The 24,284-nt window shown below is 70.4% G+C and carries 18 protein-coding genes; 10 read left to right on the top strand and 8 right to left on the bottom strand.

Translation table 11 applies throughout. The features are described 5' to 3' along the window. Positions 1-34: 34 nt before the first annotated feature. Positions 35-874, top strand: a complete 840-nt coding sequence (dapD, locus tag ABU113_RS08885; protein WP_454559154.1) for a 2,3,4,5-tetrahydropyridine-2,6-dicarboxylate N-succinyltransferase — start codon at positions 35-37, stop codon at positions 872-874. Positions 875-980: 106 nt separating this feature from the next. Here the strand turns inward: dapD and ABU113_RS08880 are convergent, their stop codons facing one another. Then, on the bottom strand, positions 981-1,442 hold the full coding sequence (locus tag ABU113_RS08880) for a cupin domain-containing protein (protein ID WP_454559153.1): 462 nt from the start codon (positions 1,440-1,442) through the stop codon (positions 981-983). Positions 1,443-1,541: 99 nt separating this feature from the next. On the opposite strand from ABU113_RS08880, the gene dapE reads away from it, so the two are divergent. The 3 genes from dapE to ABU113_RS08865 all read left to right on the top strand — a co-directional run bounded on the left by dapE (position 1,542) and on the right by ABU113_RS08865 (position 4,286). After that, positions 1,542-2,738: a succinyl-diaminopimelate desuccinylase gene (dapE, locus tag ABU113_RS08875; RefSeq protein WP_454559152.1), complete on the top strand. Its 1,197-nt coding sequence runs from the start codon at positions 1,542-1,544 to the stop codon at positions 2,736-2,738. Further along, the gene (locus ABU113_RS08870) at positions 2,735-3,304 is read left to right on the top strand and encodes a hypothetical protein (protein ID WP_454559151.1); all 570 of its coding nucleotides are present in this window, start codon (positions 2,735-2,737) and stop codon (positions 3,302-3,304) included. The genes dapE and ABU113_RS08870 overlap by 4 nt, the downstream gene beginning before the upstream one ends. A gap of 151 nt (positions 3,305-3,455) precedes the next feature. Beyond that, positions 3,456-4,286 carry an outer membrane lipoprotein-sorting protein gene (locus ABU113_RS08865; RefSeq protein WP_454559150.1) on the top strand — a complete coding sequence of 277 codons (831 nt, stop codon included), beginning with the start codon at positions 3,456-3,458 and terminating at the stop codon, positions 4,284-4,286. A 69-nt stretch (positions 4,287-4,355) separates the two neighbouring features. Here the strand turns inward: ABU113_RS08865 and ABU113_RS08860 are convergent, their stop codons facing one another. Then, a complete protein-coding gene (locus ABU113_RS08860; protein ID WP_454559149.1) occupies positions 4,356-4,634 on the bottom strand; it encodes a hypothetical protein in 279 nt (92 codons plus the stop codon). A gap of 146 nt (positions 4,635-4,780) precedes the next feature. Here ABU113_RS08860 and ABU113_RS08855 point away from each other — a divergent pair, with 146 nt between their 5' ends. Continuing rightward, complete coding sequence (locus ABU113_RS08855; protein ID WP_454559148.1) at positions 4,781-6,856, top strand: hypothetical protein; 2,076 nt, start codon at positions 4,781-4,783, stop codon at positions 6,854-6,856. A gap of 67 nt (positions 6,857-6,923) precedes the next feature. On the opposite strand, the gene ABU113_RS08850 is transcribed toward ABU113_RS08855, so the two are convergent. The 3 genes from ABU113_RS08850 to ABU113_RS08840 are packed head-to-tail and all read right to left on the bottom strand — an operon-like array spanning position 6,924 to position 13,682. Then, a complete protein-coding gene (locus ABU113_RS08850) occupies positions 6,924-7,811 on the bottom strand; it encodes a transglutaminase family protein (protein WP_454559147.1) in 888 nt (295 codons plus the stop codon). Further along, positions 7,808-10,339, bottom strand: a complete 2,532-nt coding sequence (locus ABU113_RS08845) for a circularly permuted type 2 ATP-grasp protein (RefSeq protein WP_454559146.1) — start codon at positions 10,337-10,339, stop codon at positions 7,808-7,810. The genes ABU113_RS08850 and ABU113_RS08845 overlap by 4 nt, the downstream gene beginning before the upstream one ends. 22 nt (positions 10,340-10,361) lie before the next feature. Continuing rightward, positions 10,362-13,682 (bottom strand): transglutaminase family protein, encoded by a 3,321-nt coding sequence (locus ABU113_RS08840; protein WP_454559145.1) that lies wholly within the window; start codon positions 13,680-13,682, stop codon positions 10,362-10,364. Positions 13,683-13,825: 143 nt separating this feature from the next. On the opposite strand from ABU113_RS08840, the gene aqpZ reads away from it, so the two are divergent. Both aqpZ and ABU113_RS08830 read left to right on the top strand, forming a co-directional pair. Continuing rightward, the gene (gene aqpZ, locus ABU113_RS08835) at positions 13,826-14,518 is read left to right on the top strand and encodes an aquaporin Z (RefSeq protein WP_454559144.1); all 693 of its coding nucleotides are present in this window, start codon (positions 13,826-13,828) and stop codon (positions 14,516-14,518) included. 121 nt (positions 14,519-14,639) lie between these two features. Beyond that, positions 14,640-16,148 carry a YifB family Mg chelatase-like AAA ATPase gene (locus ABU113_RS08830; RefSeq protein WP_454559143.1) on the top strand — a complete coding sequence of 503 codons (1,509 nt, stop codon included), beginning with the start codon at positions 14,640-14,642 and terminating at the stop codon, positions 16,146-16,148. A 48-nt stretch (positions 16,149-16,196) separates the two neighbouring features. Here the strand turns inward: ABU113_RS08830 and ABU113_RS08825 are convergent, their stop codons facing one another. Both ABU113_RS08825 and ABU113_RS08820 read right to left on the bottom strand, forming a co-directional pair. Then, the gene (locus ABU113_RS08825; RefSeq protein WP_454559142.1) at positions 16,197-16,664 is read right to left on the bottom strand and encodes an FKBP-type peptidyl-prolyl cis-trans isomerase; all 468 of its coding nucleotides are present in this window, start codon (positions 16,662-16,664) and stop codon (positions 16,197-16,199) included. 96 nt (positions 16,665-16,760) lie between these two features. Beyond that, positions 16,761-17,912 carry an aromatic ring-hydroxylating oxygenase subunit alpha gene (locus ABU113_RS08820; protein WP_454559141.1) on the bottom strand — a complete coding sequence of 384 codons (1,152 nt, stop codon included), beginning with the start codon at positions 17,910-17,912 and terminating at the stop codon, positions 16,761-16,763. Between the two features lie 98 nt (positions 17,913-18,010). Here ABU113_RS08820 and ABU113_RS08815 point away from each other — a divergent pair, with 98 nt between their 5' ends. From ABU113_RS08815 to ABU113_RS08805, 3 genes are all read left to right on the top strand, one after another. Beyond that, the gene (locus ABU113_RS08815) at positions 18,011-19,384 is read left to right on the top strand and encodes an AmpG family muropeptide MFS transporter (RefSeq protein WP_454559140.1); all 1,374 of its coding nucleotides are present in this window, start codon (positions 18,011-18,013) and stop codon (positions 19,382-19,384) included. Positions 19,385-19,529: 145 nt separating this feature from the next. Then, positions 19,530-20,393 carry a GNAT family N-acetyltransferase gene (locus tag ABU113_RS08810; RefSeq protein WP_454559139.1) on the top strand — a complete coding sequence of 288 codons (864 nt, stop codon included), beginning with the start codon at positions 19,530-19,532 and terminating at the stop codon, positions 20,391-20,393. Further along, positions 20,390-23,020, top strand: coding sequence for a cation-translocating P-type ATPase (locus ABU113_RS08805; RefSeq protein ID WP_454559138.1), 2,631 nt, complete (start codon positions 20,390-20,392; stop codon positions 23,018-23,020). The genes ABU113_RS08810 and ABU113_RS08805 overlap by 4 nt, the downstream gene beginning before the upstream one ends. Here the strand turns inward: ABU113_RS08805 and ABU113_RS08800 are convergent. Next, positions 22,972-24,282 (bottom strand): bifunctional folylpolyglutamate synthase/dihydrofolate synthase, encoded by a 1,311-nt coding sequence (locus tag ABU113_RS08800; protein WP_454559137.1) that lies wholly within the window; start codon positions 24,280-24,282, stop codon positions 22,972-22,974. The genes ABU113_RS08805 and ABU113_RS08800 overlap by 49 nt on opposite strands. Positions 24,283-24,284 lie beyond the last annotated feature (2 nt).

Genomic DNA, 24,284 nt, shown 5'->3' with positions numbered 1-24,284 from the left:
ACAGACACACCGAATCAGTGACGGGAGAGCGCGCGTGAGCGACATCGAGAGCATCATCAACACCGCCTGGGAAGACCGGGCCAGCATCACCGCCGACACCCGTGGCAGCGTGCGCGACGCCGTGGACGCAGCGCTCGCCGACCTCGACGGTGGCCGGCGCCGGGTGGCGGAGAAGATCGATGGCGTCTGGACGGTCAACCAGTGGCTGAAGAAGGCGGTGCTGCTGTCGTTCCGCCTGAACGACATGGACCTGATCTCTGGCGGTCCCGGCGGCCACACGCCGTGGTGGGACAAGGTGCCCTCGAAGTTCGCTGGCTGGGGCGAGGATGATTTCCGCGCCGCCGGCTTCCGCGCCGTGCCGGGCAGCATTGTCCGCCGGGGCGCCTTCATCGCGCCAGGCGCGGTACTGATGCCGAGCTTCGTCAACCTCGGCGCCCATGTCGGCGAGGGCACCATGGTCGATACCTGGGCGACGGTGGGCTCCTGCGCCCAGATCGGCCGCAACGTCCATCTCTCCGGCGGCGTCGGCATCGGCGGCGTGCTTGAGCCGCTGCAGGCCGGCCCGGTGGTGATCGAGGACAACTGCTTCATCGGCGCCCGTTCGGAAGTCGCCGAAGGCGTCATCGTCGAGGAGGGCGCCGTGCTGTCGATGGGCGTCTATCTCGGCGCCTCGACCAAGATCATCGACCGCGCCACCGGCGAGGTGTTTGTCGGCCGGGTGCCGGCCTATTCGGTGGTGGTGCCGGGCACCCTGCCAGGCAAGCCGCTGCCCGACGGCACGCCGGGGCCGGGGCTCTACTGCGCCGTCATCGTCAAGCGCGTCGACGCCCAGACCCGCTCCAAGACCGGGATCAACGAGCTCCTCCGCGACTGAGTCGCGAAATAGGCGCCCCGCGACTGAGTCGCGAAACAGACGTCCAGCGACTGCGTGGCGATCCGGCTTGCCCGACTGAGTCGCGACACCGCCCCCCCCGGATGCCTCAGCGCCGGGGGTAGGGGGTGCCGTCCTTGCGGGTGTACCAGCCGGCCGACGTCTCGAAGTGCATGTCGATGTCGGGGTAGTGGCAGACGTCGTCGTCGCGGCGGCTGCCAACCTCAAGATAGACCGCCGGCACCGTACCCTTGTTGATGAAGTGGTGACCGTCCGCCACGCCCTTGGGGAAGGCGGCGCACTCGCCGGCCGCCACCGGTGTCTCGCCGGCATCGCTCACCAGCGTCAGCGTACCGGCCAGCACATAGACGAACTCGTCCTCCGCCGCATGCCAGTGGCGCTGGCTCGACCAGGCACCGGGCGGCAGCGTCACCAGGTTGACACCGAAGTCGCGCAAGCCCCCGGCGTCCCCCAGCGCCTGCTTGCGCCGCCCGTGCGCCAGTTCATGGAACGGCGCGGGATAGCCGGAACCTTCCCGCACCGGGACTGTCTTGACGTCAATCTTGGCCATTGTTCACCTTTTGATCTCGCCTGGGCCCACTATTACCGATCGCGATCGCCTTGTCAGCCTTTGACGTGAGCCCTGCGGATCACTACCTGTGGGCAGCTTATGCGTGACTCCGCCCCCCCCGGCCTTGCGCCTTCCGTCGCCTCGCCCGATGCCGTCGACCTGACGCTGGCGTTGATCCGCTGTCCCTCGGTGACCCCGCATGACGCCGGCGCGCTCGACGTGGTGGCGGGCGAGCTGACCGCGCTCGGCTTCACCGTGCACCGGCTGCCGTTCGGCGACGGCGCCGAGCGGGTCGACAACCTCTACGCGCGCCTTGGCGCCGGCGGCCCGCATTTCTGCTTCGCCGGCCACACCGACGTGGTGCCGCCGGGCGCCGCCGATGGCTGGTCGGTCGACCCCTTCGCCGGCGTCGTCGATCAGGGCTTCGTCGTCGGCCGGGGCGCCGCCGACATGAAGGGCGCCATCGCCGCCTTCCTGGTGGCGCTGCGTCGCCACCTCGCCAGCGGTCTGAAGGGCTCGATCTCGCTGCTGATCACCGGCGACGAGGAGGGCGTGGCCCGCCACGGCACCGATCCGGTGCTCGACTGGATGGCCGCCCATGGCGAACGACCCGACCATTGCCTGGTCGGCGAACCGACCTCCGCCCGCCAGCTTGGCGACATGATCAAGGTTGGCCGGCGCGGCAGCCTCAACGCCCACATCACCGTCAACGGCATCCAGGGCCATGTCGCCTACCCGCAGCGCTTCGACAACCCGATCACCCGGCTGGTGCGCATCCTTGAGCGGCTGAAGCGCGATCCCGTCGATTCCGGCAATACCTATTTCGACCCCTCCAACCTGGAGGTCACCAACCTCGACGTCGGCAACCCCACGGAAAACATGGTGCCGGCCCGCGCGACCGCCCGGCTCAACATCCGTTTCAACGACCTGCACAGCGGCGCCAGCCTGAGCGACTGGCTGCGCGCCGTGGTCGCCGAGGAAGCGCCCGGCGCCGACGTCGCGATCCGTATCTCCGGCGAGGCTTTCTTCACCGCGCCCGGGCCGCTGTCCGACATCGTCGCCGCCGCCATTACCGCCCGCACCGGGCTCACCCCGACGCTGTCCACCACCGGCGGTACGTCCGACGCCCGCTTCATCCGCCGCCTGTGCCCGGTGATCGAGTTCGGCCTCGTCGGCGAGAGCATGCACAAGGCCGACGAGAAGGCGGCGGTGGCGGACCTCCACGTGCTGGCCGACATCTACACCGATGTGCTCGATCGCTACTTCCGCGACTCCGGCGGCGGTCCGGCGGCATGACCCTGATGCAGGCCGTGCTGTCGCCCATGGCCGGCGTCGCCCGGCTGAGCCTGTTCGACCGCACCGGCCTCAACCGCTTCGACGCCACGCCACACGGCTTCTGGCAGTCGTGGGCGGCACTGCCGTTCGCCGCCGGCCCGTACTTGGTGGGCGTGCAGGGACTGGGCCGGCTGGCCGCGGCGGCGGGCCAGAAGCCCCTCGACCTGCCAACGACGCTGGCGATCTTCATCACCGCGTGGCTGACCTACGCCGTGCTGTTCATCGGCCTGGCCGGGCTGCTGCACCGCCAGCGCAGCGCGCTGCCGACACTGATGGTGCTCAACTGGTTCAGCCTGTTCCAGCTGCTGCTGGCGATGCCGCTGTTGCTGCTGGGCGGCTATGGTGTGCTGGGCGAAAGCCTGTTCAGCCTCCTCTACTGGGGCTTGATCTGTTATCTGTTCAGCGTGAAACTGTATGTCCTGCGGGTGGCCCTGGGCGCCACCTTCGTCCAGGCTCTCGGCCTGGTGGTGGTGGACATCCTGGTGGACATCCTGGTGCGCATGGCGTTCATCCGCCTGATGTACTGACCGCCCCGTCGCGGGCGCGCCGGCACCAGCTGCCGGATTAACAGTGCGGTTACCATCCCGGCGTTATCTGCTTGCGTCATGTCTGCCTGTGTACGCCCCTGCGTGTAAGGCCCCGGGTACGCCCCGCGTACGTCAAAGCATGAGGATCGCCATGCGCTCAACGCCGTTCCCCCTCAGTCCGCGTCCGGCGCTGTTCGCCGGGCTGGCGCTGTTCGCCGGTCTCGCCGCGCCGCTGGCCGTGGCACAGGCGCAGCCGGCGGATGCGGTCGCCCGCGGTCGCGCCGTTGCCGTCGAGGCAGACCGTCGCGATCGCGGCTGGATCGACGCCCAGGCCGGGCTGACCATGGTGCTGGGGTCGAAGTCCGGCCAGACCGCCGTGCGCGAGCTCAGCTTCCGGTCGCTGGAACGCAGGGCCGACACGGACGGCGACAAGAGCCTGATCGTGTTCAACACCCCCAAGGACGTGAAGGACACCGCCCTGCTGACGTTCAATCACATCAAGGGCAATGACGACCAGTGGATCTACCTGCCGGCGCTCAAGCGGGTGAAACGCATCGCATCGGCCAACAAGTCGGGGCCGTTCATGGGCTCGGAGTTCGCCTACGAGGATTTCGCCGCCGCCGAGGTCGAGAAGTTCACCTATCGCTGGCTGCGCGACGAACCGTGCGGCACGCTCACCTGCACCGTCATCGAGCGGATGCCGGCCTACGACAACTCCGGTTACAGCCGCCAGATGGTCTGGCTGGACAAGGGTGAGCTGCGGGCGCTCAAGGTCGACTATTACGACCAGCGCAACCAGCTGCTGAAGACAATGACCGCCGGCGCCTGGAAACAGTATCAGGGCAGGTTCTGGCGTTCGCATGACATGATGATGGTCAACCATCAGACCGGCAAGACCACCCGGCTGACCTGGACCACCTTCACGTTCAAGGCCGGCCTGCGCGACAGCGACTTCTCCGAGACCGCGCTGGCACGGCCCTGAGGGATCGACCGGCACGACCGGAAAGTCGTCTGGCACGACTTTCCGCCAAGGTGTTCGTCACTGTTCGCGTCAGGATTTGGCGGCCTTGCCGTCACCGTTGCCGTTGCGTCGGCGCAGCAGCTTGCGGCGAATCCAGCCGCCAACCACGGGATAACGCCGCTGGACCTGCACGAACTTGCGCCGCGCCCAGCGCGAGTTGCGCAGTACCAGCACCAGCCCGAGAGCGAAGCCGACAAAGCCCATCGGTCCCGGCAGCAGGCCACCAATGGGAGGGGCGAGCAGGATCAGCAGCCAGCCGATGGCGATCTGCGTCCACCGCCAGATTTCCAGGAGTAACTGCCGGGTCACCGCCGTCCTCTTTTCGTCAAGCCCAGCCATGGGCGGTTCCGGCCGCCAGCGCAAGGTTAACCGTGATGAATGATACCGCTTTACCGACCGGCAACACACCGCGGGCCATGATAGGGCTCCCGCAACGCGACTCAGGGCCAACGAACATGCGCGTGTGCACCCTTGCCGTGACCGCCGGTCTGCTGACCGGCCTCATGGCCACTCCCTCGCTCGCCGTCGGCATCGCCGCGCCGACCCCCGCTGCCTCGATTGCCGCCGTCGCCGCGGTGGCGACATCCCAGGTGCAGCAGGTGCGGGCCGGCCAGCATGGCGCCTACCAGCGCGTGGTGCTCGATCTTGCCGGCCACCGCACCGTGCAGTTGACGCCACTGGGCAACGGCGCCTGGGGTGTCAACGTCGATGCGCCGCTCAGCCCGCGGGCCCGGCATCAGCTCGGCCAGCTCGGCCGCATACTGCCCGCCCTGGCCGCCACGGTGACCGACACGTCCGCCGAGGCTACCCAACTCACGCTGTCGTTCAACGGTGGCGCCCGCCTGTCACGGCAGTTCACGCTGCCGGCAGCGGGCAGCCTGCCGACCCGCGTGGTGTTCGACTTCCTGCCGGCCGGTCAGACCGCCGCCGTCGCGGCGTCCCGGCCGGCCGTGGCTTCCGTCATGCGTCCGACCCCCGCCGGCGTGATCGCGCGCACGCCGGTGACGCCGGTGGCCTACGGCCCGCTTACCGCGACACAGGCCGCTGATCAGGCGCTGCCGGCACGCGCCAGGCCGTCGGCGACCCAGGCCATCGCCCGGGTGCGGATGCGCGCCGCCCCCAGTGTCGACGACCTGGCCCAGGCGCTGGCCGCGCTGGCGCCGGCGGCCGGTGGCCCTGCCCCGGCGCGCCTGACCCCCCGGGCGCTGACCGATGATTCGGTCCGCCATGTCGCCGGTGTCGTTCCCGCCGCCGGCGCCCCGGCGGTGGTGATGGCCTCGGCGGGTGACGCCAGCGCCGATGCGTTTGCCGACGTGTTCATGGCGTCGGCCGCCGCACCCGGCCTGCCGGTCGACCTCGCCAATCCGCCGCCACGCCCGGATGCCGCCCGGCGCGGCGGGGTGACGCTGTCCGGCTTCGTCGAGGGCGAGGGGCGCTGGTTTACGCAACGCTCCGACGACGGCGTGTCGCGCCGGCTCTATGGCGCCGTTGCCGCCGAGCCCAGCCTTGGCGTCGTGTGGGCCAACGGCGACCAGCAGCTGCGCCTGACCGGCTTCGGCCGCCTGGATACCGCCACCGACGCCCGGACCCACGCCGACGTGCGCGAGGCCAAGTGGGTGGGCGTGTTCGGCCCGCTGGAACTGACCGCCGGCGTCGACCGCAAGTTCTGGGGCGTGACGGAGGCCGTGCACCTGGTCAACGTGCTCAACCAGATCGACGCGCTGGAAGACATCGACGGCGAGGATTATCTCGGCCAGCCGATGGTGGCGGGCGCGCTGACCACCGCGAAGCTCGGCACCTTCAGCGCCTATGTGATGCCCTATTTCCGCGAGCGCCGTTACCCCAAGCGGCTCGACCGGCCCAACGGCATGCTGCTGGTGGACCGCGCGCAGACCCGGTACGAGTCGCGCCACGACGACCACCATCTCGACTGGGCGGCGCGATGGTCGCTGAAGGCCGGCCCGATCGACCTCGGGCTGTCGCACTTCTCCGGCACCGGTCGCGAACCACTGTTGCTGCCAGGCCTGTCCGCCACCGGCACACCGGTGCTGATCCCCTATTACCAGCTGATCGACCAGACCGGCATCGACCTCCAGGCGACCTTCGGGGCCTGGCTGCTGAAATTCGAGGGCATCCACCAGTGGAACCCGGTGCGCGACTACGCCGCGTTTGCCGCCGGCTTCGAGTACACGCTCTATGGCGTCACCAGGGGTGGCGCCGATCTCGGCCTGCTGGCGGAATATCTCTACGATGAGCGCGGCAAGAGCGGCACCTCACCGTTCGACAACGACCTGTTCGTCGGCCTGCGCTTCGCCGGCAACGACATCGCGTCGACCGAACTGCTGATGGGTGCGGTGTTCGATCTCGAAAACAGCTCCAAGGCCTTCAACGTCGAGGCCAGCCGGCGGCTCGGCAGCAGCTGGCGCATCAGTCTTGATGGCCGCTTCTTCACCAGCGTCGCCGTCAACGACCCGCTGCGCATCCTGCGGGACGACGACTTCCTGCAACTGAAGCTGCAGTGGTATTTCTAGACCTTGATGAGCGCCTGACCGCCGTTCAAGAACGTCATCTGCGCGCCGGGACGGACCGGACGGCAGTTCAGGCGGCGCCAGCCACCGGCACCACGTCCACCGCGACCGTCAGCCGGTGGGCGCCGGCGGCCAGGATGACGCCCTGCATCGGCGCCACATCGACATAGTCCCGGCCGATCGCCAGCTCGACATGGTCGGTGCCGGCGGGAATCGCGTTGGTGGGATCGATGCCGATCCAGCCGACCTCCGGCCCGCACCAGACCGACACCCAGGCGTGGGTGGCGTCGGCGCCTTCCAGCCGCTGCCGGCCCGGCGGCGGCAGGGTGCGCAGATAGCCGCTGACGTAGAGCACCGGCAGGCCGAGCCCGCGCAGGCCGGCGATGACAATATGGGCGAAGTCCTGACAGACGCCACGCCGCAGCGAGAACGCCTCGGCCGGCGGCGTGCTGACGTCGGTGGCGCCTGGCTCGTAGGTGAAATCGGCCTTGATGCGCCGGGCCAGTTCGACGGCACCGGCGAGCACCGGCCGGCCCGGTGGAAAGCTCGTCGCCGCATAATCGGTGATCGCCGGCACCAGCGGCACCGCGCGGCTGGGGTAGAGCCCATGCACCGGCGACATAGGGCCGAGATCGGCCGAGGCGGCGGCGGACGCCCGCACCACTTCCCACGCCGGCGTCAGGTCGGCGATCGGCGGATCGGCCCGCGTTACCTCGACGCGCGCGGTGGTGACGACATCGAGCCGGTCATGCGGGGCATCGAAGCCGATGGCATGCACCGCATTGCCGAAGAAGTCGCGGCTTTCCGCCTGCTCACCGGGTGGCGGCGCGATGCGCAGGCTGGCGGCTTCCACCACCTGGCCCGGCCGATCCACCGGCAGTAGCCGCAGCACGTGCTGCGACAGCGCGACACCGGCGCCATAGTCATAAAGCGTGCGCTGCTTGAGATCGTACTTCATGCCAGCTGCTCGCTGAGGTCGGCGACCATGTGGCGCGGGGTGAAATAGAGCCGCGACAGCGCGTCCGACAGACGCATCAGCTGCTGCTCGATGGCCAGCACCTGCGGCAGGGCGAAATCGCAGGGCTCCAGGGTGCGCAGGTCGGTGAGCAGCCGTTGGGCGATGCGCGCGGTGGGGTCCATCGGCTCGCCGGGCGCGGCGCCCGGCAGGGCGGCGAGGTGCTCGGCGATGCGGGCGAGCTGGAAGGCGACCGAGCGCGGGTTGGTCTCGTCGATCAGCGCCAGATCGAGCACCGGCGCCAGCGTGACGCCCAGCACATAGCGGCTGCGGTAGGTGGTCTGACAGTCCATCAGCTCCAGCAGCGCCTCCAGCGTATCGGCGCGGGTGTCGTCGAGCGCGAAGCGGCGGGTGAAGCGGCAGATCGCCAGCGCGCGTTCCAGCCGGCGGCCGATCTCCAGGAACCGCCAGGTATTGAGGCGGTTCATGTTTTCCTGCGCGAAGCCGGACAGCGCCGCCAGGATACGCAGCGCCCGGGTCGCCACCTCATAGGCATCGACCTCGTTGGTGACCACCGCCCAGCGGGTCATCAGATCCTTCAGATCGTCAAGCGCCCGCCAGGCGTCGGGGAACAGACGGTCGCGGATCACCGAGGCGGTGCGCAGCGCCTGGGCGACGATGGCCGGCACGCTGCTGTCGCAGGCGTCCGATGTCAGTGCGCCGATGGCCGAGTCGGCCGGCCCCGCCGGCGCCTCGCCGGGGGTGGCGGCGACCGGCGGCGGGGCCGCGCCCCACACCCGCAGCAGGTCGGCCAGCCGGTCGATCACCACGCCGTCGCGGCGGCCTTCTTCGGTCAGTCGGCCCGCCAGTGCCCGCACCAGCCGCAGTGTTGCCTCGGCGCGTTCGAGATAGCGGCCAAGCCAGAAGAAATTGTCCGCCGCCCGACTGGTCAGCATGCCGACATTGCGGCGGATCGGCACCTGGTCGGGCGATGGCAGCAGCGTCGCGGGCTGGGCCGGGGCCTGCGCGGTCACCCAGACGTCGGCCGAGCGGCCGCCGTGCTGCATGCTGACCGCGTGGGCGTCCGCCTGGTCGGAGACCCGGCAGAAGGCGCCGGGCATCACCTTCCAGCCGTCGGCCGTGCGGGCGACAAAGCAGCGCAGGATGAACGGCCGCGGCTCCAGCCGGCCGTTGATCCACGCCGGCGTGGTGGTGAGTTCCGCCGATTCCTGACCGACCAGATCGACGCCGCGACGGTCCAGCACCGCGGCCAGCCGCCGCCGGGCGGTGGCGTCGAGATCGCGGCCGAGAATGGCGGCGCGGTCGATCAGCCCCGGCACCGGGGTGCCGAAGGCCGACGCGATCACCATGTCGTCGAGGCGCTCCTCGACCAGCGCCCGCTCGCGCGGCTGACCACACCACCAGGTGGCGACGTTGGGCAGCAGCAGCTCATCGCCCAGCACCCGGCGCGCCAACGCCGGCAGGAAGCTCAGCATCGCCCGCGATTCCAGCACGCCGGAGCCCAGCGCGTTGGCGATGGCGACGCGCCCGGCACGCACCGCCCGCACCAGCCCCGGCACGCCGATGCGCGAGGCGGCGTTGAGTTCCAGCGGGTCGGCATAGTCGGCATCCAGCCGGCGCAGCAGCACGTCCACCCGCTTGAGGCCGGAGACGGTGCGCACGAACACCTCGTCGTCGCGCACCACCAGATCCTCCGCCTCCACCAGCAGGAAACCGAGATAGCGGGCAAGGTAGGCGTGCTCGAAGTAGGTTTCGTTGAGCGGTCCCGGCGTCAGCAGGCCGACGCGGGTATCCTCGCGGCGATTGAAGGCGGTCAGCGCGCCGCGCATGGCATCGAAAAACGGCGCCAGCCGGGTGACCGAGAAATCCCGCACCACATCCGGCAGCGCACGCGCCAGCGCCAGCCGGTTCTCCAGCACGTAGCCGGCGCCCGACGGCGCCTGGGTGCGGTCCGACAGCACCCAGAAGCGGCCGTCCGGCCCGCGACCGATGTCGGCGGCGTAGAGCCACAGGTGGGCGTCGCCGCGCGGCGGCACGCCGACCAGCGGCCGCAGATATTCAGGGCTGCCCGCCACCACCGCCGCCGGCAGCGCGCCCTCGCGCACCAGCCGGCCCTCGCCGTAGATGTCGGCGAGCACGGTTTCCAGCAGCGCGGCGCGCTGGATCAGCCCGCGCTCCAGCGCCGCCCACTCGCCGGGCTCGATGACCAGCGGCACATGGCTCAGCGGCCACAGCCGCTCGCCACCGCCCGCCTCGTCATAGACGCGGTAATAGACGCCGGACTCCTTGAGGTAGCGATCAGCGCGCTCGAAGCGGGCGGCCACCTGGACGCCACCCATGGCCGCCAGCGCTTCCAGCAGCGGCCGCCAGTGCGGGCGGATGGCGCCTTGCGCGTCCATCATCTCGTCGGCGACACCAGGCAGCGGGCGATAGGCCGCCAGCAGCGGCGCCAGATCCGGCTGTTCGCCGCCCGGCTGCTTAACCTTGCGCGTGTCCCGCCGCGTCGCCATGGGCCCGTTCATGACACTTTGCTTACTCGACTGGTCGCCGGAGGTCCAAGGTTAACGGAAATTCGTTAACGCGCTCCTCCGGCGGCAGGGTGATGAAGCCCGGCGTGTGGCCGTGGTCCTGGAAGCGGGCGAGCCGGCGTGCCTCGGCTTCATAGGCGTTGACCGGGAAGGTCTCGTAGTTGCGGCCACCGGGATGGGCGACGTGGTAGACGCAGCCGCCCAGCGACCGGCGGCTCCAGCCATCGACAATGTCGCACGTCAGCGGTGCATGCACCGGGATGGTCGGATGCAGGCCGCTGGCCGGCTGCCAGGCCTTGAAGCGCACGCCCGCCACATAGTCGCCCGTCCGCCCGGTGGCGGTGAGCGGCACCCGCCGGCCGTTGCAGGTGAGGAGGTGACGATCCGGGTTGAAGCCGGCGACCTTGACCTGCAACCGCTCGACCGAGGAGTCGACATAGCGCACGGTGCCGCCGATGGCGCCTTCCTCCCCCAGCACATGCCACGGCTCCAGCGCCTGGCGCAGCTCCAGCGCCACGCCGCCGTGCTCGACCCGGCCATAGAAGGGGAAGCGGAACTCCCACTGGGCGCGGAACCATTCGGGATCGAGCGGGTAGCCGGCCCCGGCGAGGTCGGCGAGTACGCCCAGCAGGTCTTCCCAGACGAAATGCGGCAGCATGAAGCGGTCGGCGAGCGCGGTGCCCCAACGGGTGAAGCCGCCCTTGCGCGGCTCCCGCCAGAACCAGGCGATCAGTGCGCGCACCAGCAGCTGCTGGGCCAGACTCATCCGGGCGTCGGGCGGCATCTCGAAGCCGCGGAACTCCACCAGCCCCAGCCGGCCGGTCGGCCCGTCGGGCGAGAACAGCTTGTCGATGCAGATTTCCGCCCGGTGGGTGTTGCCGGAGACATCCACCAGCAGGTTGCGCAGCAGCCGGTCGACCAGCCACGGGCGCGGCGGCGCGCCCTCGCCCGGTGCCGGCACGCGGGCCAGCGCGATCTCCAGCTCGTAGAGGCTGTCGTGGCGGGCCTCGTCGATGCGCGGCGCCTGGCTGGTGGGGCCGATGAACAGGCCGGAAAACAGGTAGGACAGGGCGGGATGGCGCTGCCAGTAGAGCACCAGGCTCTTCAGCAGGTCGGGCCGGCGCAGGAACGGGCTGTCGTTCGGGCTGGCGCCGCCCACCACCACATGATTGCCACCGCCGGTGCCGCAATGGCGGCCGTCGATCATGAACTTGTCGGTGCCCAGCCGGGTCAGGCGGGCCTCCTCGTAGAGCCAGGTGGTGATGGCGACGCACTCGTCCCAGCTGTGGGCCGGGTGGATGTTGACCTCGATGACGCCGGGGTCCGGCGCCACCCGGATGACGTTGAGGCGCGGGTCGTGCGGCGGCTGGTAGCCCTCGATATGCACCGGCAGGCCCAGCGCGGCGGCCGTCTCCTCGACCGCGGCCAGCAGGTCGAGATAATCCTCCAGCCGCTCGACCGGCGGCATGAACACGCACAGCTTGCCGTCGCGCGGCTCCACCGCCAGGGCGGTGCGCACCGCCCCGCCGCCGAGCTGCTGCTCGACGATGGTGGCGGCCTCGGCGCCCGCCGGGCCGGTGGCGCCGGCCGCGCGGGTGCGGCGGTAGGCCTGGGCGAGCGCATCGGGGTCCGGCAGGTCGGGCCGCGTCTCGCTGGGGTCGGCGGGGACCACATAGGGATAGGCGGTGGGCGACAGCCACGGCAGCGCGCCCAACGGCAAGCGGTAGCCCACCGGCGAGTCGCTGGGCACCAGCAGCAGCGGACCACGGCGGAACGACCATTTCTCGCTCACCCAGCGCCCCCGGCCCTGCGCGTTCCACCGCTGGATCGGCAGCACGAAACCGGCCGGGGTGCTCAGCCCGCGCCCGAACACCCGCGCCATCCGCGCCCGCTCCTCCGGGTCGGCGAGGCGGGAATCGTCGGGCGAGACATTCTCCGGCAGCCCGCCTTCCTTGAGGATCCAGTGGGCCGGGTCTTCATAGGCCGGCAGCACATGGCCGGCGCCGACGCCCAGCCGGTCGGCGAGCTCGGCGGTGAAGGCCTCGGCCGCCGCCGCGTCGGCGGGCGCCGCCGGCACCTCGCGGGCCACCAGTTCGGGGTTGCGCCAGACCGGCTTGCCGTCGCGCCGCCAGTACAGCGAGAAGGTCCAGCGTGGCAGGGATTCGCCCGGGTACCACTTGCCCTGGCCGTAATGCAGGAAGCCGCCCGGCGCGAAACGGGCGCGCAGGCGGCGGATCAGATCGTCCGCCAGCGCCCGCTTGGTCGGGCCGACGGCAGCGGTATTCCACTCCGGCGCCTGATAGTCGTCGATGGAGACGAACGTCGGCTCGCCGCCCATGGTCAGTCTGACGTCATGACGGACCAGATCGGCGTCGACCTGACGGCCCAGCGCGTCGAGCGCCGCCCACGCCTCGTCGGAGAACGGCGCGGTGACGCGCGGCTTCTCGGCGATGCGGGCGACCCGCATCTCGAAATGGAAATCCACCTGGGCACTGTCGACCATGCCGCTGATCGGCGCGGCGGAACGGTAGTGCGGCGTCGCCGCCAGCGGCAGATGGCCCTCGCCGCACATCAGGCCGGAGGTGGGATCGAGCCCGATCCAGCCGGCGCCGGGCAGATAGACCTCGGTCCAGGCGTGCAGGTCGGTGAAGTCGTGGTCGGTGCCGGCCGGGCCGTCGAGCGCCTTGAGATCGGGCTTCAGCTGGATCAGGTAGCCGGAGACGAAGCGGGCGGCGAGCCCCAGCCGGCGCAGCAGCTCCACCAGCAGCCAGGCGGAATCGCGGCACGAGCCGGAAGCCAGGCTCAGCGTCTCCTCCGGCGCCTGCACGCCATGCTCCATGCGGATGACGTAGCGGATGTCCTGCTGCAGCCGCTGGTTCAGCGCGACCAGGAAGTTGACGGTGCTGGGCGCCGCGCGCTCCAGGCTGGCGAGATAGGCTTCCAGTTTCGGCGTCAGCGGTGTCGCCGGTTCGAGATAGGGGGCAAGATCGGCCTTCAGCTCCGGCGCATAGTCGAAGGGGAAGGCCTCGGCATACTCCTCGATGAAAAAGTCGAACGGGTTGACCACCGCCATGTCGGCCAGCAGGTCGACCTCGATGCTGAACTCGGTGGTCTTTTCCGGAAACACGAAGCGGGCCAGCCAGTTGCCGTGCGGGTCCTGCTGCCAGTTCACGAAATGGTTTTCCGGCACCACCTTCAGCGCGTAACTCGGCACCCGGGTGCGGCAGTGCGGCGCCGGCCGCAGCCGGATCAGCTGAGGCCCCAGCGCCACCGGTCGGTCGTAGAGATAGCGGGTGACGTGGTGAAGCGCGGTAAGAATGGACATTGAGCCCCCCGGCTGCCGGACAGACCCCGATGTTAGCAACTGCAACATGAATGGGAAGCGGAAACGCCCGGCCGCTTCAGGGTTGCGCTCCGGTCAGATGATGCCATGCTCGGTCGTCTCATGCGGCGCGAAAGGAGCACGACATGCTGGCTAAACCACTGGCGGCTGAGTTCATCGGTACTTTCTGGCTGGTGCTGGGCGGCTGCGGCAGCGCCGTGCTGGCGGCAGCGTTTCCCGGCGTCGGCATCGGTCTGCTGGGCGTCTCGCTGGCGTTCGGCCTGACGGTTCTGACCATGGCCTATGCCATCGGACCGATCTCGGGGTGTCACCTCAACCCGGCGGTCACCGTCGGCCTGTGGAGTGGCGGGCGGTTCCCGGCGACCTCGGTCATCCCCTATATCGTCGCCCAGGTGGCCGGCGGCATCGCCGGCGCCGCCATCCTCTATCTCATCGCCTCCGGCAAGGCCGGCTTCTCGCTGGCCGACGGGCTGGCCGCCAACGGTTACGGCGACCATTCGCCCGGCGGCTATTCGCTGCAAGCCGGCCTGGTGAGCGAGCTGGTGATGACCTTCATGTTCCTCATCGTCATTCTGGGCGCCACCGACCGGCGGGCGCCGGCGGGTTTCGCGCCGATCCCCATTGGGCTGGCGCTGACGCTGATCCACCTGATCTCGATCCCGGTCACCAACACCTCGGTCAATCCGGCCCGCAGCACCGGACCTGCCGTGCTGGTCGGCGACTGGGCGCTGGATCAGCTCTGGCTGTTCTGGGTGGCACCGCTGGCCGGCGCGCTGGTCGCGGGCCTGGCCTACCGGCTGGTGTTCGAGAAGGAATAAGCCACCCGCACGCCATTCCCCCCTTCTGTATCGCGTCATTCTTCCCTAGATTGTATCGGTTCGCCCATTCAACGATGCTGGCGCGAACGCTCGACGCGGCGGCTGGGGGGACAAGGCGCGCATGGTGGCACATGTCACGACGGTGGCGTTCCTCGGGCTGGACGCCCGGCCGGTGGACGTGCAGGTGCAGATCGCGCCCGGCATCGTCTCCTTCGCCGTCGTCGGCCTGCCGGACAAGGCGGTCAACGAAAGCCGCGAGCGGGTACGCGCCGCGCTGTCGGCGATCGGGCTGGCGTTGCCGCCCAAGCGGATCATCGTCAACCTGTCGCCGGCCGACCTGCCCAAGGAAGGCTCGCACTACGACCTCGCCATCGCGCTCGGGCTGCTCGCCGCCATGGGCATCGTCGATGCCGAGCAGCTGGCCGGCTATCTGGTGGTGGGCGAGCTGGGGCTCGATGGCCGGGTGGCGCCGGTGCCCGGCGTGCTGCTGGCGGCGCTGGCCGCCTCGGCGCACGACCTCGGGCTGGTCTGCCCAGCCGCCCAGGGCAGCGAGGCGGCGTGGGCCGGGCGCATCGAGGTGCTGGCGGCACCCGACCTGCTGACGCTGATCAACCACTTCAAGGGTCAGCAGCAACTGACCGCTCCGGTACCGGCGGAAGCAGCGCCGGTGCGCACCGGGCCCGACCTGCGCGAGGTCAAGGGGCAGGAGACCGCCAAGCGGGCGCTGGAGGTGGCGGCCGCCGGTGGCCACAACCTGCTGATGAGCGGCCCGCCGGGCTCCGGCAAGTCGCTGCTGGCGGCCTGCCTGCCCGGTATCCTGCCCGAACTGGCGCCGGAGGAAGCGCTGGAGGTGTCGATGGTGGCCTCGGTCGCCGGCGAACTCACCGATGGCCGGATCATCCGCGCGCGGCCGTTCCGGGCGCCGCACCATTCGGCGTCGATGGCGGCGCTGACCGGCGGCGGGCTCAAGGCGCGCCCCGGCGAGGTCAGCCTGGCGCATCTGGGCGTGCTGTTCCTCGACGAGCTGCCGGAATTCCAGCGCCCTGTGCTGGATTCGCTGCGCCAGCCGCTGGAGACCGGGCGCATCGTCGTCGCCCGCGCCAACGCCCATGTCAGCTATCCGGCCCGGGTCCAGCTGGTCGCCGCCATGAACCCGTGCCGCTGCGGCCACCTGGGCGACCCCGGCCGGGCCTGTTCACGCGCGCCGCGCTGTGCCGCCGACTATCAGGCGCGGGTCTCCGGCCCGCTGCTCGACCGCATCGACCTGCATGTGGAGGTGCCGGCGGTCAGCGCCGCCGACCTCAGTCTGCCGCCACCGGCGGAAGGCTCGGCCGAGGTGGCCGCCCGCGTCGGCGCCGTGCGGGCGCTGCAGCGGGAGCGCTACGTCGGCACCGACGCGCGCACCAACGCCGAGGCCGATGGCGCGGTGCTGGAGGCGGTGGCGACGCCGGACGCCGCCGGGCGGGCGCTACTCACCGAGGCGGCCGGCCGGATGCGGCTGTCGGCGCGCGGCTATCATCGGGTGCTGCGGGTGGCGCGCACGCTGGCCGACCTCGCCGGCGCCGAGACGGTGGGGCGGGTGCATGTCGCCGAGGCGCTGAGCTACCGCCCGCGCGACGCCGTCAACTGACGGCGCCAGGGCCGGCGGCCGTTACCGGTGTTCGGTGGTCGCGGGCGGTCAGTCCGCCTGGGCGTCACCGCCAGCGATTTCCTCGGCGGTGGCCGGGCGCAGGCCCCGCACCGTGGCGTCGAAGGTCAGCGTCAGGCCGGCCAGCGGATGGTTTGCATCCAGCACCACCCGCTCGTCGTCGATGTCGACCACGGCATAGACCACCGACACCCCCGGCGCGCTTTCCGATGTCGCCTCGAACATGGCGCCGAGTTCCAGATCGGCGTCGAACACGCCGCGCCGTTCCACTTTCACCAGACCCTGGTCATAGGGGCCGAAGGCATCCTCCGGCGCCAGCACCACCTGCACGGCGTCACCGACGGCCTTGCCCTCAAGGGCGGCCTGCAGCCTGGGGAACAGCCCGTCCTCGGCGCCATGGAGATAGACCAGCGGCTGGGCACCATCGTCCACCACCGCGCCTTCCTCGTCGCTGACCCGGTAGTCCAGCGTCACGATCCAGTCCTTGCCAACCTGCATGGGAGCCTCCACGAATGATGGCGGCGACCTTAGCTCATGATTGCCGCGCCGGCGCAAGTGACATTTGGGCGACCCCCGGACCCGCCGGGGGGGCGGTCAATCCTCCAGATAGCGGTTCACGGTGGCGTGAAAGTCCGCGATGCCCTGTTCCATGCCGCCCAGCACCACATGCCGCAGCGAACCCGCCGACAGGCCCTGCTGGCACAAGGTGGCGGCGCGGAAATCCTCCGCCGCGAACACCCCGCCATCGAGCAGCTCGAAGGAGCGCCGCCAGTGATCCTCGGCCCCGGCATCGGCCGGCGGCTCGGGGATCAGCATGAAATCCTCCACCAGCGTGCGGTCCACCGCCTGGGGCATCAGCACCATCAGGTTGATGTAGTCGGGGCTGGCGATCAGCACCGCCGCCGGCAGCAGGCTGTAGGCGTAGGTGACCACCTGGCGCAGTGCCGCGAAGTCATCGAAGTCGGCGGAGCGGACGAAGTCGATCCGGCCGACGGCGTTGCGGAAGTGCGGGCCGATGCGGTCCGACACCGTCACCCCGTCGGCGAAGAAGGGGCCAATGGTCGCCTGATGCAGGCGGGCGACATGATAAGCCTCCAGGAAGGCGTCCATGATCAGCTTCCAGTTGGCGGCGACGTCATGGCGGCGGCGCTTGTAGAGGTGGAGCCGGCCCAGCCCCAGGGCGTCGAAGTCCGCCGCCAGCGCGGTGAGATCGCCATTGAAGTCGTAGTCCGCCGCGGTATCGAGGCCGACCCACAGCACGCCGCCGCGCTCGGCGCAGGCCAGCGGCGTCAATCCGTGGGCGCCCTTGTCGAGGTCGGGGAAGGTCTCGGGGCGCGGCAGGCCGACCAGCCGGCCGTCCAGCCCGTAGGTCCAGGCGTGATAGGGGCACACCAGCCGGGGCGCGCGCGTCGGCGCGTCGGTTTCCACCAGCCGGGTGCCGCGATGGCGGCAGACGTTGAGGAAGGCGCGCGCCTGCCCGCGCGCGTCGCGGGTCAGCAGCAGCGGCATACCATAGCCGTCGTGGGTCACCGCCATGCCGGGCTCGGGCAGCAGCGCGCCGGGCGCCACCGCCACCGGCAGCCGTCGGAACAGCCGCGCCTGCTCGCGGGCGAACCGCTCGGGGTCGAGATAGACCGCCGCCGGCAGGCTTGACTGCACGCGGGCCTCGCGGCCGGCCATCTGTGGAATGGCCCGCGCCAGCGCCAGCTGACCCGGCGTGGGCACCCTTGCGACGGGCATCTCCATCACCCATCCCCCTTGTTCTTGTTGCGCCCGAGCTTCGCGCCGATGCGGCCGGCGTGCAAGCCCCTTCCCAACCGCCCGGACCTCGCTAGGATGCGGCCATGTCAGAGCCCGCTTCAGCGCCCGCCGCCAGGCCGTCCGTCCTGCACGCCATCGGTCTTTATTTTCGTCCCCGGCCGCTGGCCGCCTTCCTGCTCGGCATCTCCAGCGGCTTCCCGCTGACCCTGCTGATCGCCACCATGACCTACTGGCTGAGCAAGGTCGGCATCGACAAGAAGACCATCGGCTTCGCGGTCGGCCTGACCACGCCCTACACGCTGAAGTTCCTGTGGTCACCGCTGATCGACCGTATCCGGTTGCCACTGCTCACGCCACTGCTGGGCCAGCGACGGGCCTGGCTGCTGCTGGTGCAGCTGCTGCTTGCCGGCGCCATCGTCAAGCTCGGCTTCAGCGATCCGGTGACGGACCTCGGCGCCTTCGCCCTGTGGGCGATCATCGTCGCCTTCCTGTCGGCGACCCAGGACATCGTCATCGATGCCTACCGCATCGAGATCCTGCCGCCCGAACAGCTGCCCCATGGCACCGCGCTCAACCAGTTCGGCTATCGTACCGGCAACCTGCTGGCCGGCGCCGGCACCGTCTATCTGGCCACGGCCGCCGGACTGGGCTGGGCGCTCGCCTACGCCGTCACGGCGTTGCTGGTAGTGCCGGGCGCGCTGGCCGCGCTGTGGGCCGGCACCACCGCGCACCAGGGCGCCAGCCGGGATGACGGCATGACTCCGGCGGATGCCCGTCCGCTGACCGCCCGGCTGGGCGCCTGGCTGCGAACGACCCTGATCGGCCCGTTCGCCGAGTTCTTCCGCCGCAACGGCTGGACCGGCGCCAGCCTGATCCTGCTGTTCGTGCTGATCTACAAACTCGGCGACGCCATGGGCCAGGTGATGCAGAACCCGCTGATCGTCGAGCTGGGCTTCAGTGACATCGAATATATCGAGGCCAACAAACTGGTGGGCTTCTGGGCGCTGATCGCCGGCGCCGCCGCCGCCGCCCCGTTCGTCAACCTGCTGGGGCTCGGGCGGGCACTGTTCGTCTCCGGGGTGCTGATGATGGTCTCCAACCTCGGCTTCGCCGCGCTGGCCATGGTGGGCCACGATCCGCTGATGCTGGGCCTGTCGGTGGGCATCGAGAACTTCACCTCCGGGCTCGGGTTGACCGTGTTCGTCACCTATCTGTCGGGGCTGGCCAACGTCGCCTATACCGCCACCCAGTTCGCCCTGCTGTCGTCGCTGGCGGCGGTCGGGCGCACCTGGCTGTCGACACCGTCCGGTTATCTCGCCGAGATGTTCGGCTGGGTCGGCTTCTATGTGCTGACCACGATCGTCGCGCTGCCGGGTCTGCTGCTGCTGTGGCTGCTGTGGCGGCGCGGGTTCACGGCAACGTCGGCGCCCCCTGCTGACCGCGCCTCGTCACCCTGACAACACACCGGGCGACAGAAACGTTGCATTTGTCGCCGCAGGTTTGACACAATTGTCACAATCCGGGATTAACGCGTTCTTAGGAAGTGCCGACCGCCCGCGACAGGTCCGCGGTGATGACCGGCACAAAGCCGCAAGAGGTCCCATGCCCTATCAGACCATTGGATCGACCGCCGTGGCCGCCGCTACGCTGGCTGCCGCCCCCTACATCCACAAGGCCGGCCAGCTCGACGTCCGGCTCGCCACCTCGGAGGAGGAAATCGCCGCCGCCCAGGCGCTGCGCTACCAGATTTTCTACGAGGAAATGGGGGCGACGCCGACATTGCCGGTACGGGCGGCCCGACGCGACATCGACGACTACGACAGCATCTGTGACCACCTGCTGGTGATCGACCACGGCCTCGACGGCAAGCCGCATGTGGTGGGCACCTATCGGCTGCTGCGCCAGGTGGTGGCCCAGCAGCACCGCGGCTTCTATTCCAGCGCTGAATATGATCTGTCGCCGCTGCTCGGCATGACCTTCCAGAACCGCATCGGCGAGGGGCGGCAGCTGCTGGAACTGGGCCGTTCCTGCGTCGCCGCCGCCTACCGCAACAACACCACCATCAACCTGCTGTGGCGCGGCATCGCCTCCTACCTGCACACCAACCGCATCGGCTACATGTTCGGCTGCGCCTCGCTGCACGGCACCGACCCGGCCGAGCATGCGCTGCCGCTGTCCTACCTCCACCACCACCATCTGGTACCGGAGGATCTGCGGGTGCGGGCGCTGCCCAACCATTATGTGCCGATGGACCGGCTGGCGCCCGGCAGCTATGATCCCAAGGACGGGCTGCGGGCGCTGCCGCCGCTGATCAAGGGCTATCTGCGGCTGGGCTGCCTGATCGGTGATGGCGCTTTCGTCGACCACCAGTTCAACACCGTCGACGTATTCATTCTGCTGCCCGTCGAGCGTATCACCCGACGCTATTCCGAGCGCTACGAGGTCGGCGCCAACGACGCCGAATGACCGATGTCCCCGGGTGCTGGCACCGGCTGGCGCCCGAGGCCTGTCTGGCACGCCTCGACAGTAGCCCCGGTGGCCTGAGCACCGCCGAGGCGCAAGCCCGGCTGGCGCGTGATGGCGCCAACCGGCTGCCGCACAAACCGCCGCCGGGCCTTGTCCGGCTGTTCGGCCGCCAGTTCCTCAGCCCGCTGATCTACCTGCTGCTGGCCGCCGCCGGAGTGTCGATCCTGCTCGGCGACTGGACCGACGCGGGCTTCATCCTCGTGGTGCTCAGCCTGAACGCCGGCATCGGCGCCTTTCAGGAGTGGCAGGCCGGCGACAGCGCCGCCGCCTTGCAGCGGATGATCCGGCTTGCCGCCCGGGTCCGCCGCGACGGGCGGCTGGCCGATGTGCCGGCGGACCAGCTGGTGGCCGGCGATATCGTGCTGCTGACCGCCGGCCAGCGGGTGCCGGCCGACATCCGCCTGCTCAGTGCCATCGACCTCACCGTCAATGAAGCGGCGCTGACCGGCGAGTCCGGCGCCGTCGTCAAGGACGCCCGCGCCGTCGTCGCTGACCATGCCATGCTGGCGGAGCGCGCCACCCTGCTGCACGCCGGCACCACCGTGGCGCAGGGTCGGGCCGAGGGCGTGGTGGTGGCGACCGGCGGCGGTACCGCGCTGGGACAGATCGCCCTGTCGCTGGCGGATGTCCCGCCGGTGCCGCCACCGCTGCTGGTGCGGCTGGAGCGGTTCAGCCGCTGGCTGGCCGTGGCGACCGTCGCCATCATCATCCTGCTGGGGCTGCTGCAATACGCCCGCGGCATGGGCGCGGCCGACATCTTCTTCCTCGCCGTGGCGCTCGCGGTGTCGGCGATCCCCGAGGGCCTTCCGGTGGCCATCACCGTGGCGCTGTCGATCGCCGCCCGCCGCATGGCCGGGCGCCACGTCATCGTCCGCGCCCTGCCGGCGGTGGAGGGGCTGGGCGCCTGCTCGATGATCGCCACCGACAAGACCGGCACGCTCACCGTCAACCGGCTGGCCGCTGAACGGCTGGTGCTGCCTGACGGTCGCGCGCTGGATCGTGCCGCCCTCGATGCCGCGACGCTGGCGACACCGGTGGTCGCCGACCTGATGGAGGCCCTGGTATTGTGCAACGAGGCCGAGGGCGACGGCGACGATGCGGTGGACGCCGCCCTGCTGGCGCTCGCCGACGGTGCCGCCCTCGACGTGACCGCCCTGCGCGGGGCGGCGGCACTGGTAGACCTGCTGCCCTATGAGCCGGCGCGCCGTTCGGGCGCGGTGGTGGTGTCGCAGGCCGGCATCCCGCGCCTGCTGGTCAAGGGCGCGGCGGAAACCGTACTGCCGATGTGCGGCGCGGGTGCCGACCACCCGGCCCATGGGCTGGCGGAGACGTTCGCGGCGGCGGGCTACCGGGTGCTGGCGGTGGCAGGGCGCACGCTGGATACGCCCCCCGCCGACGGTATCGCCAGCGCCTTGCACGATCTCTCCCTGCTGGGCTTCGTCGGCCTGATCGACCCGGTGCGCCCCGAAGTGCCGGCGGCCATCGCCGACTGCCGGGCCGCTGGCATCGGCGTCACCATGGTGACCGGCGACCACCCGGCCACCGCGCTGGCCATCGGCCGCGCCATCGGGCTTGCCGTCGCGCCGGACGCGGTGGTGACCGGTGCTGAACTGGCGCGGCTGGCCGACGATCCGGCGGCGTTCGACGCGCGGGTGGCCCGCAGCGCCATCTTCGCCCGCGTCGAGCCGGCGCAGAAGCTGGCCATCGTCCAGGCGATGCAGCGCGCCGGCCACTGGGTGGCGGTGACCGGCGACGGCGTCAACGACGCGCCGGCGCTGACGGCCGCCGACATCGGCGTGGCGATGGGTGCTGGCGGCACCGACGTCGCCCGCGAGGCCGCCGACCTGCTGCTCACCGACGACAACTTCGCCTCCATCGTTCATGGCGTCGAGGAAGGGCGGGTGGTCTATGATAACATCCGCAAGATCGTGCTGATGCTGCTGACGACCGGACTCGCCGAGATCCTGCTCTTTGTCGCGGCGCTGGCGCTGGGGCTGCCGCCACCGCTCACAGCGGTGCAGCTGCTGTGGCTGAATCTGGTGACCAACGGCGTGCAGGACATCGGGCTGGCCTTCGAGCGCGGCGAACGCGACACCCTGCGCCGGCCGCCGCGCACCAGCGCCGAGTCCCTGCTCGACCGCCGGATGCTGGCGGTGATGCTGCCGGTGTCACTGTACATGATGGTGACGGCGATCTGGCTCTATCAACGGCTGCTGGCGGACGGCGCCGAGGTGGAGGCCGCCCGCAACGTGGTGCTGCTGCTGATGGTACTGTTCGAGAACGCCATCGTGCTCACCGTGCGCTCGGAGCGCGCGCCGGCTTTCCTGCGGTCGCCGCTGGGCAATCCGGTGCTGCTGCTGGCGGTGGCGGCCGGCCTCGGCCTGCAGGTGGCTAGCCAGTATCTGCCGTGGGTGGGGAGCACACTGGGATCCGGGCCGGTGGCCGGCGATCTGTGGCTGACGGTGCTGGCGATGGCGGCGGGGCTGGTGGTGATCACCGAACTCGCCAAGGCGCTGGCTCAGCTGGGCAGCAACCCCGACTCTTCAAGCACCGTGCCGGCAAGATAGAGCGAACCGCACACCAGCACCACCGGCGGCCGCTGGCGGTCGGCACCACGGGCGATCGCCTTCAGTGCGGCGGCGACCGAGTCCGCCGTGCGACCGGGCACCGCGATCGCTTCCGCCAGACCGGCCAGCGTCGTGGGCGAATGGCTGTCATGACCGGGGATCGGCACCGCGTACAGCGCCGTCGCCCGGCCGGCGAAGGGGCGCAGGAAGCCCGCCGCGTCCTTGGTCGTCAGCAGGCCGAGCACCAGATAGAAGGGCCGTTCGGCGAGGTTGTGGGCACGAAAACGATCCGCAAGCACCCGGCCGGCCAGCGGATTGTGGCCGCCATCGAGCCACAGCTCGGCGCCGGCCGGCAGCAGCTCATGCAGCGCGCCGCTGCTCAGACGTTGCAGCCGTGCCGGCCACTCCGCCCAGCCCATGCCGGCGCGGAAGGCAGCATCGGGCACCGGCACCGCGCCCTGGTGGCGCAGCATGGCGATGGCGAGCCCGGCGTTGTCGATCTGATGGGCGCCGATCAGCCGGGGCGCCGGCAGTTCCAGCTTGCCGGCATCGTCCTTGTAATGCAGCGCGTTGTTGTAGAGCGTCGCGTCCCAGTCCTGGCCGCGCAGCAGCAGCCGGGCACCGACGACGCCGGCGACCTCACCGATGCGCGCGGTCACCGTGCGCGGATAGCGCGACAGCACCAGTGGCACCCCGGCCTTGGCGATGCCGGCCTTCTCGCCGGCGATGTCGAGGATGGTGCTGCCGAGGAACTGGGTGTGGTCGAGGCCGAGTTGGGCAATGCCGCAGGCGGCGGGCTGCTTGACGACATTGGTGGCGTCCAGCCGGCCACCCATGCCAACCTCCAGCACGCAGGCATCCGCCGGCACCCGGGAGAAGGCCAGAAAGGCCGCCGCGGTGATGATCTCGAACACCGTGATCGGCGCGCCGGCGTTGACCTGCAGCACGTCGCGCAAGGTGGCCACCAGCGCGTCGTCGTCGATCAGCTTGCCAGCCAGCCGGATGCGCTCGTTGACCCGCACCAGATGCGGCGAGGTGTAGACATGCACCCGGTTGCCGGCGGCCTCCAGACAGGCGCGCAGGAAGGCGACGGTCGAGCCCTTGCCGTTGGTGCCGGCGACGTGGAACACCGGCGGCAGCCGGTCCTGCGGATTGCCGAGCCGGTCGAGCAGGCGCGCCAGCCGGTCGAGCGACAGGTCGATATCCTGCGGGTGGAGCTGCCGCGCCTGTGACAGAAGAGCATCGACGACGCGGTTTTCCATCA

It is taken from the genome of Parapedomonas caeni, assembly GCF_041060555.1.
Taxonomy (GTDB): Bacteria; Pseudomonadota; Alphaproteobacteria; order Sphingomonadales; family Sphingomonadaceae; genus CAUJIW01.
Note: the sequence above shows the minus strand (reverse complement) of the source record. Positions and strands in the feature narration are given on the sequence as shown.

Bases quoted from the DNA above. Each gene is read 5' to 3' on its own strand.
- ABU113_RS08880 (WP_454559153.1), bottom strand. From the start codon at position 1,442: ATGGCCAAGATTGACGTCAAGACAGTCCCGGTGCGGGAAGGTTCCGGC.
- dapE (WP_454559152.1), top strand. From the start codon at position 1,542: ATGCGTGACTCCGCCCCCCCCGGCCTTGCGCCTTCCGTCGCCTCGCCC.
- ABU113_RS08870 (WP_454559151.1), top strand. From the start codon at position 2,735: ATGACCCTGATGCAGGCCGTGCTGTCGCCCATGGCCGGCGTCGCCCGG.
- ABU113_RS08865 (WP_454559150.1), top strand. From the start codon at position 3,456: ATGCGCTCAACGCCGTTCCCCCTCAGTCCGCGTCCGGCGCTGTTCGCC.
- ABU113_RS08855 (WP_454559148.1), top strand. From the start codon at position 4,781: ATGCGCGTGTGCACCCTTGCCGTGACCGCCGGTCTGCTGACCGGCCTC.
- ABU113_RS08850 (WP_454559147.1), bottom strand. From the start codon at position 7,811: ATGAAGTACGATCTCAAGCAGCGCACGCTTTATGACTATGGCGCCGGT.
- ABU113_RS08845 (WP_454559146.1), bottom strand. From the start codon at position 10,339: ATGGCGACGCGGCGGGACACGCGCAAGGTTAAGCAGCCGGGCGGCGAA.
- ABU113_RS08840 (WP_454559145.1), bottom strand. From the start codon at position 13,682: ATGTCCATTCTTACCGCGCTTCACCACGTCACCCGCTATCTCTACGAC.
- aqpZ (WP_454559144.1), top strand. From the start codon at position 13,826: ATGCTGGCTAAACCACTGGCGGCTGAGTTCATCGGTACTTTCTGGCTG.
- ABU113_RS08830 (WP_454559143.1), top strand. From the start codon at position 14,640: ATGGTGGCACATGTCACGACGGTGGCGTTCCTCGGGCTGGACGCCCGG.
- ABU113_RS08825 (WP_454559142.1), bottom strand. From the start codon at position 16,664: ATGCAGGTTGGCAAGGACTGGATCGTGACGCTGGACTACCGGGTCAGC.
- ABU113_RS08820 (WP_454559141.1), bottom strand. From the start codon at position 17,912: ATGGAGATGCCCGTCGCAAGGGTGCCCACGCCGGGTCAGCTGGCGCTG.
- ABU113_RS08815 (WP_454559140.1), top strand. From the start codon at position 18,011: ATGTCAGAGCCCGCTTCAGCGCCCGCCGCCAGGCCGTCCGTCCTGCAC.
- ABU113_RS08810 (WP_454559139.1), top strand. From the start codon at position 19,530: ATGCCCTATCAGACCATTGGATCGACCGCCGTGGCCGCCGCTACGCTG.
- ABU113_RS08805 (WP_454559138.1), top strand. From the start codon at position 20,390: ATGACCGATGTCCCCGGGTGCTGGCACCGGCTGGCGCCCGAGGCCTGT.
- ABU113_RS08800 (WP_454559137.1), bottom strand. From the start codon at position 24,282: ATGGAAAACCGCGTCGTCGATGCTCTTCTGTCACAGGCGCGGCAGCTC.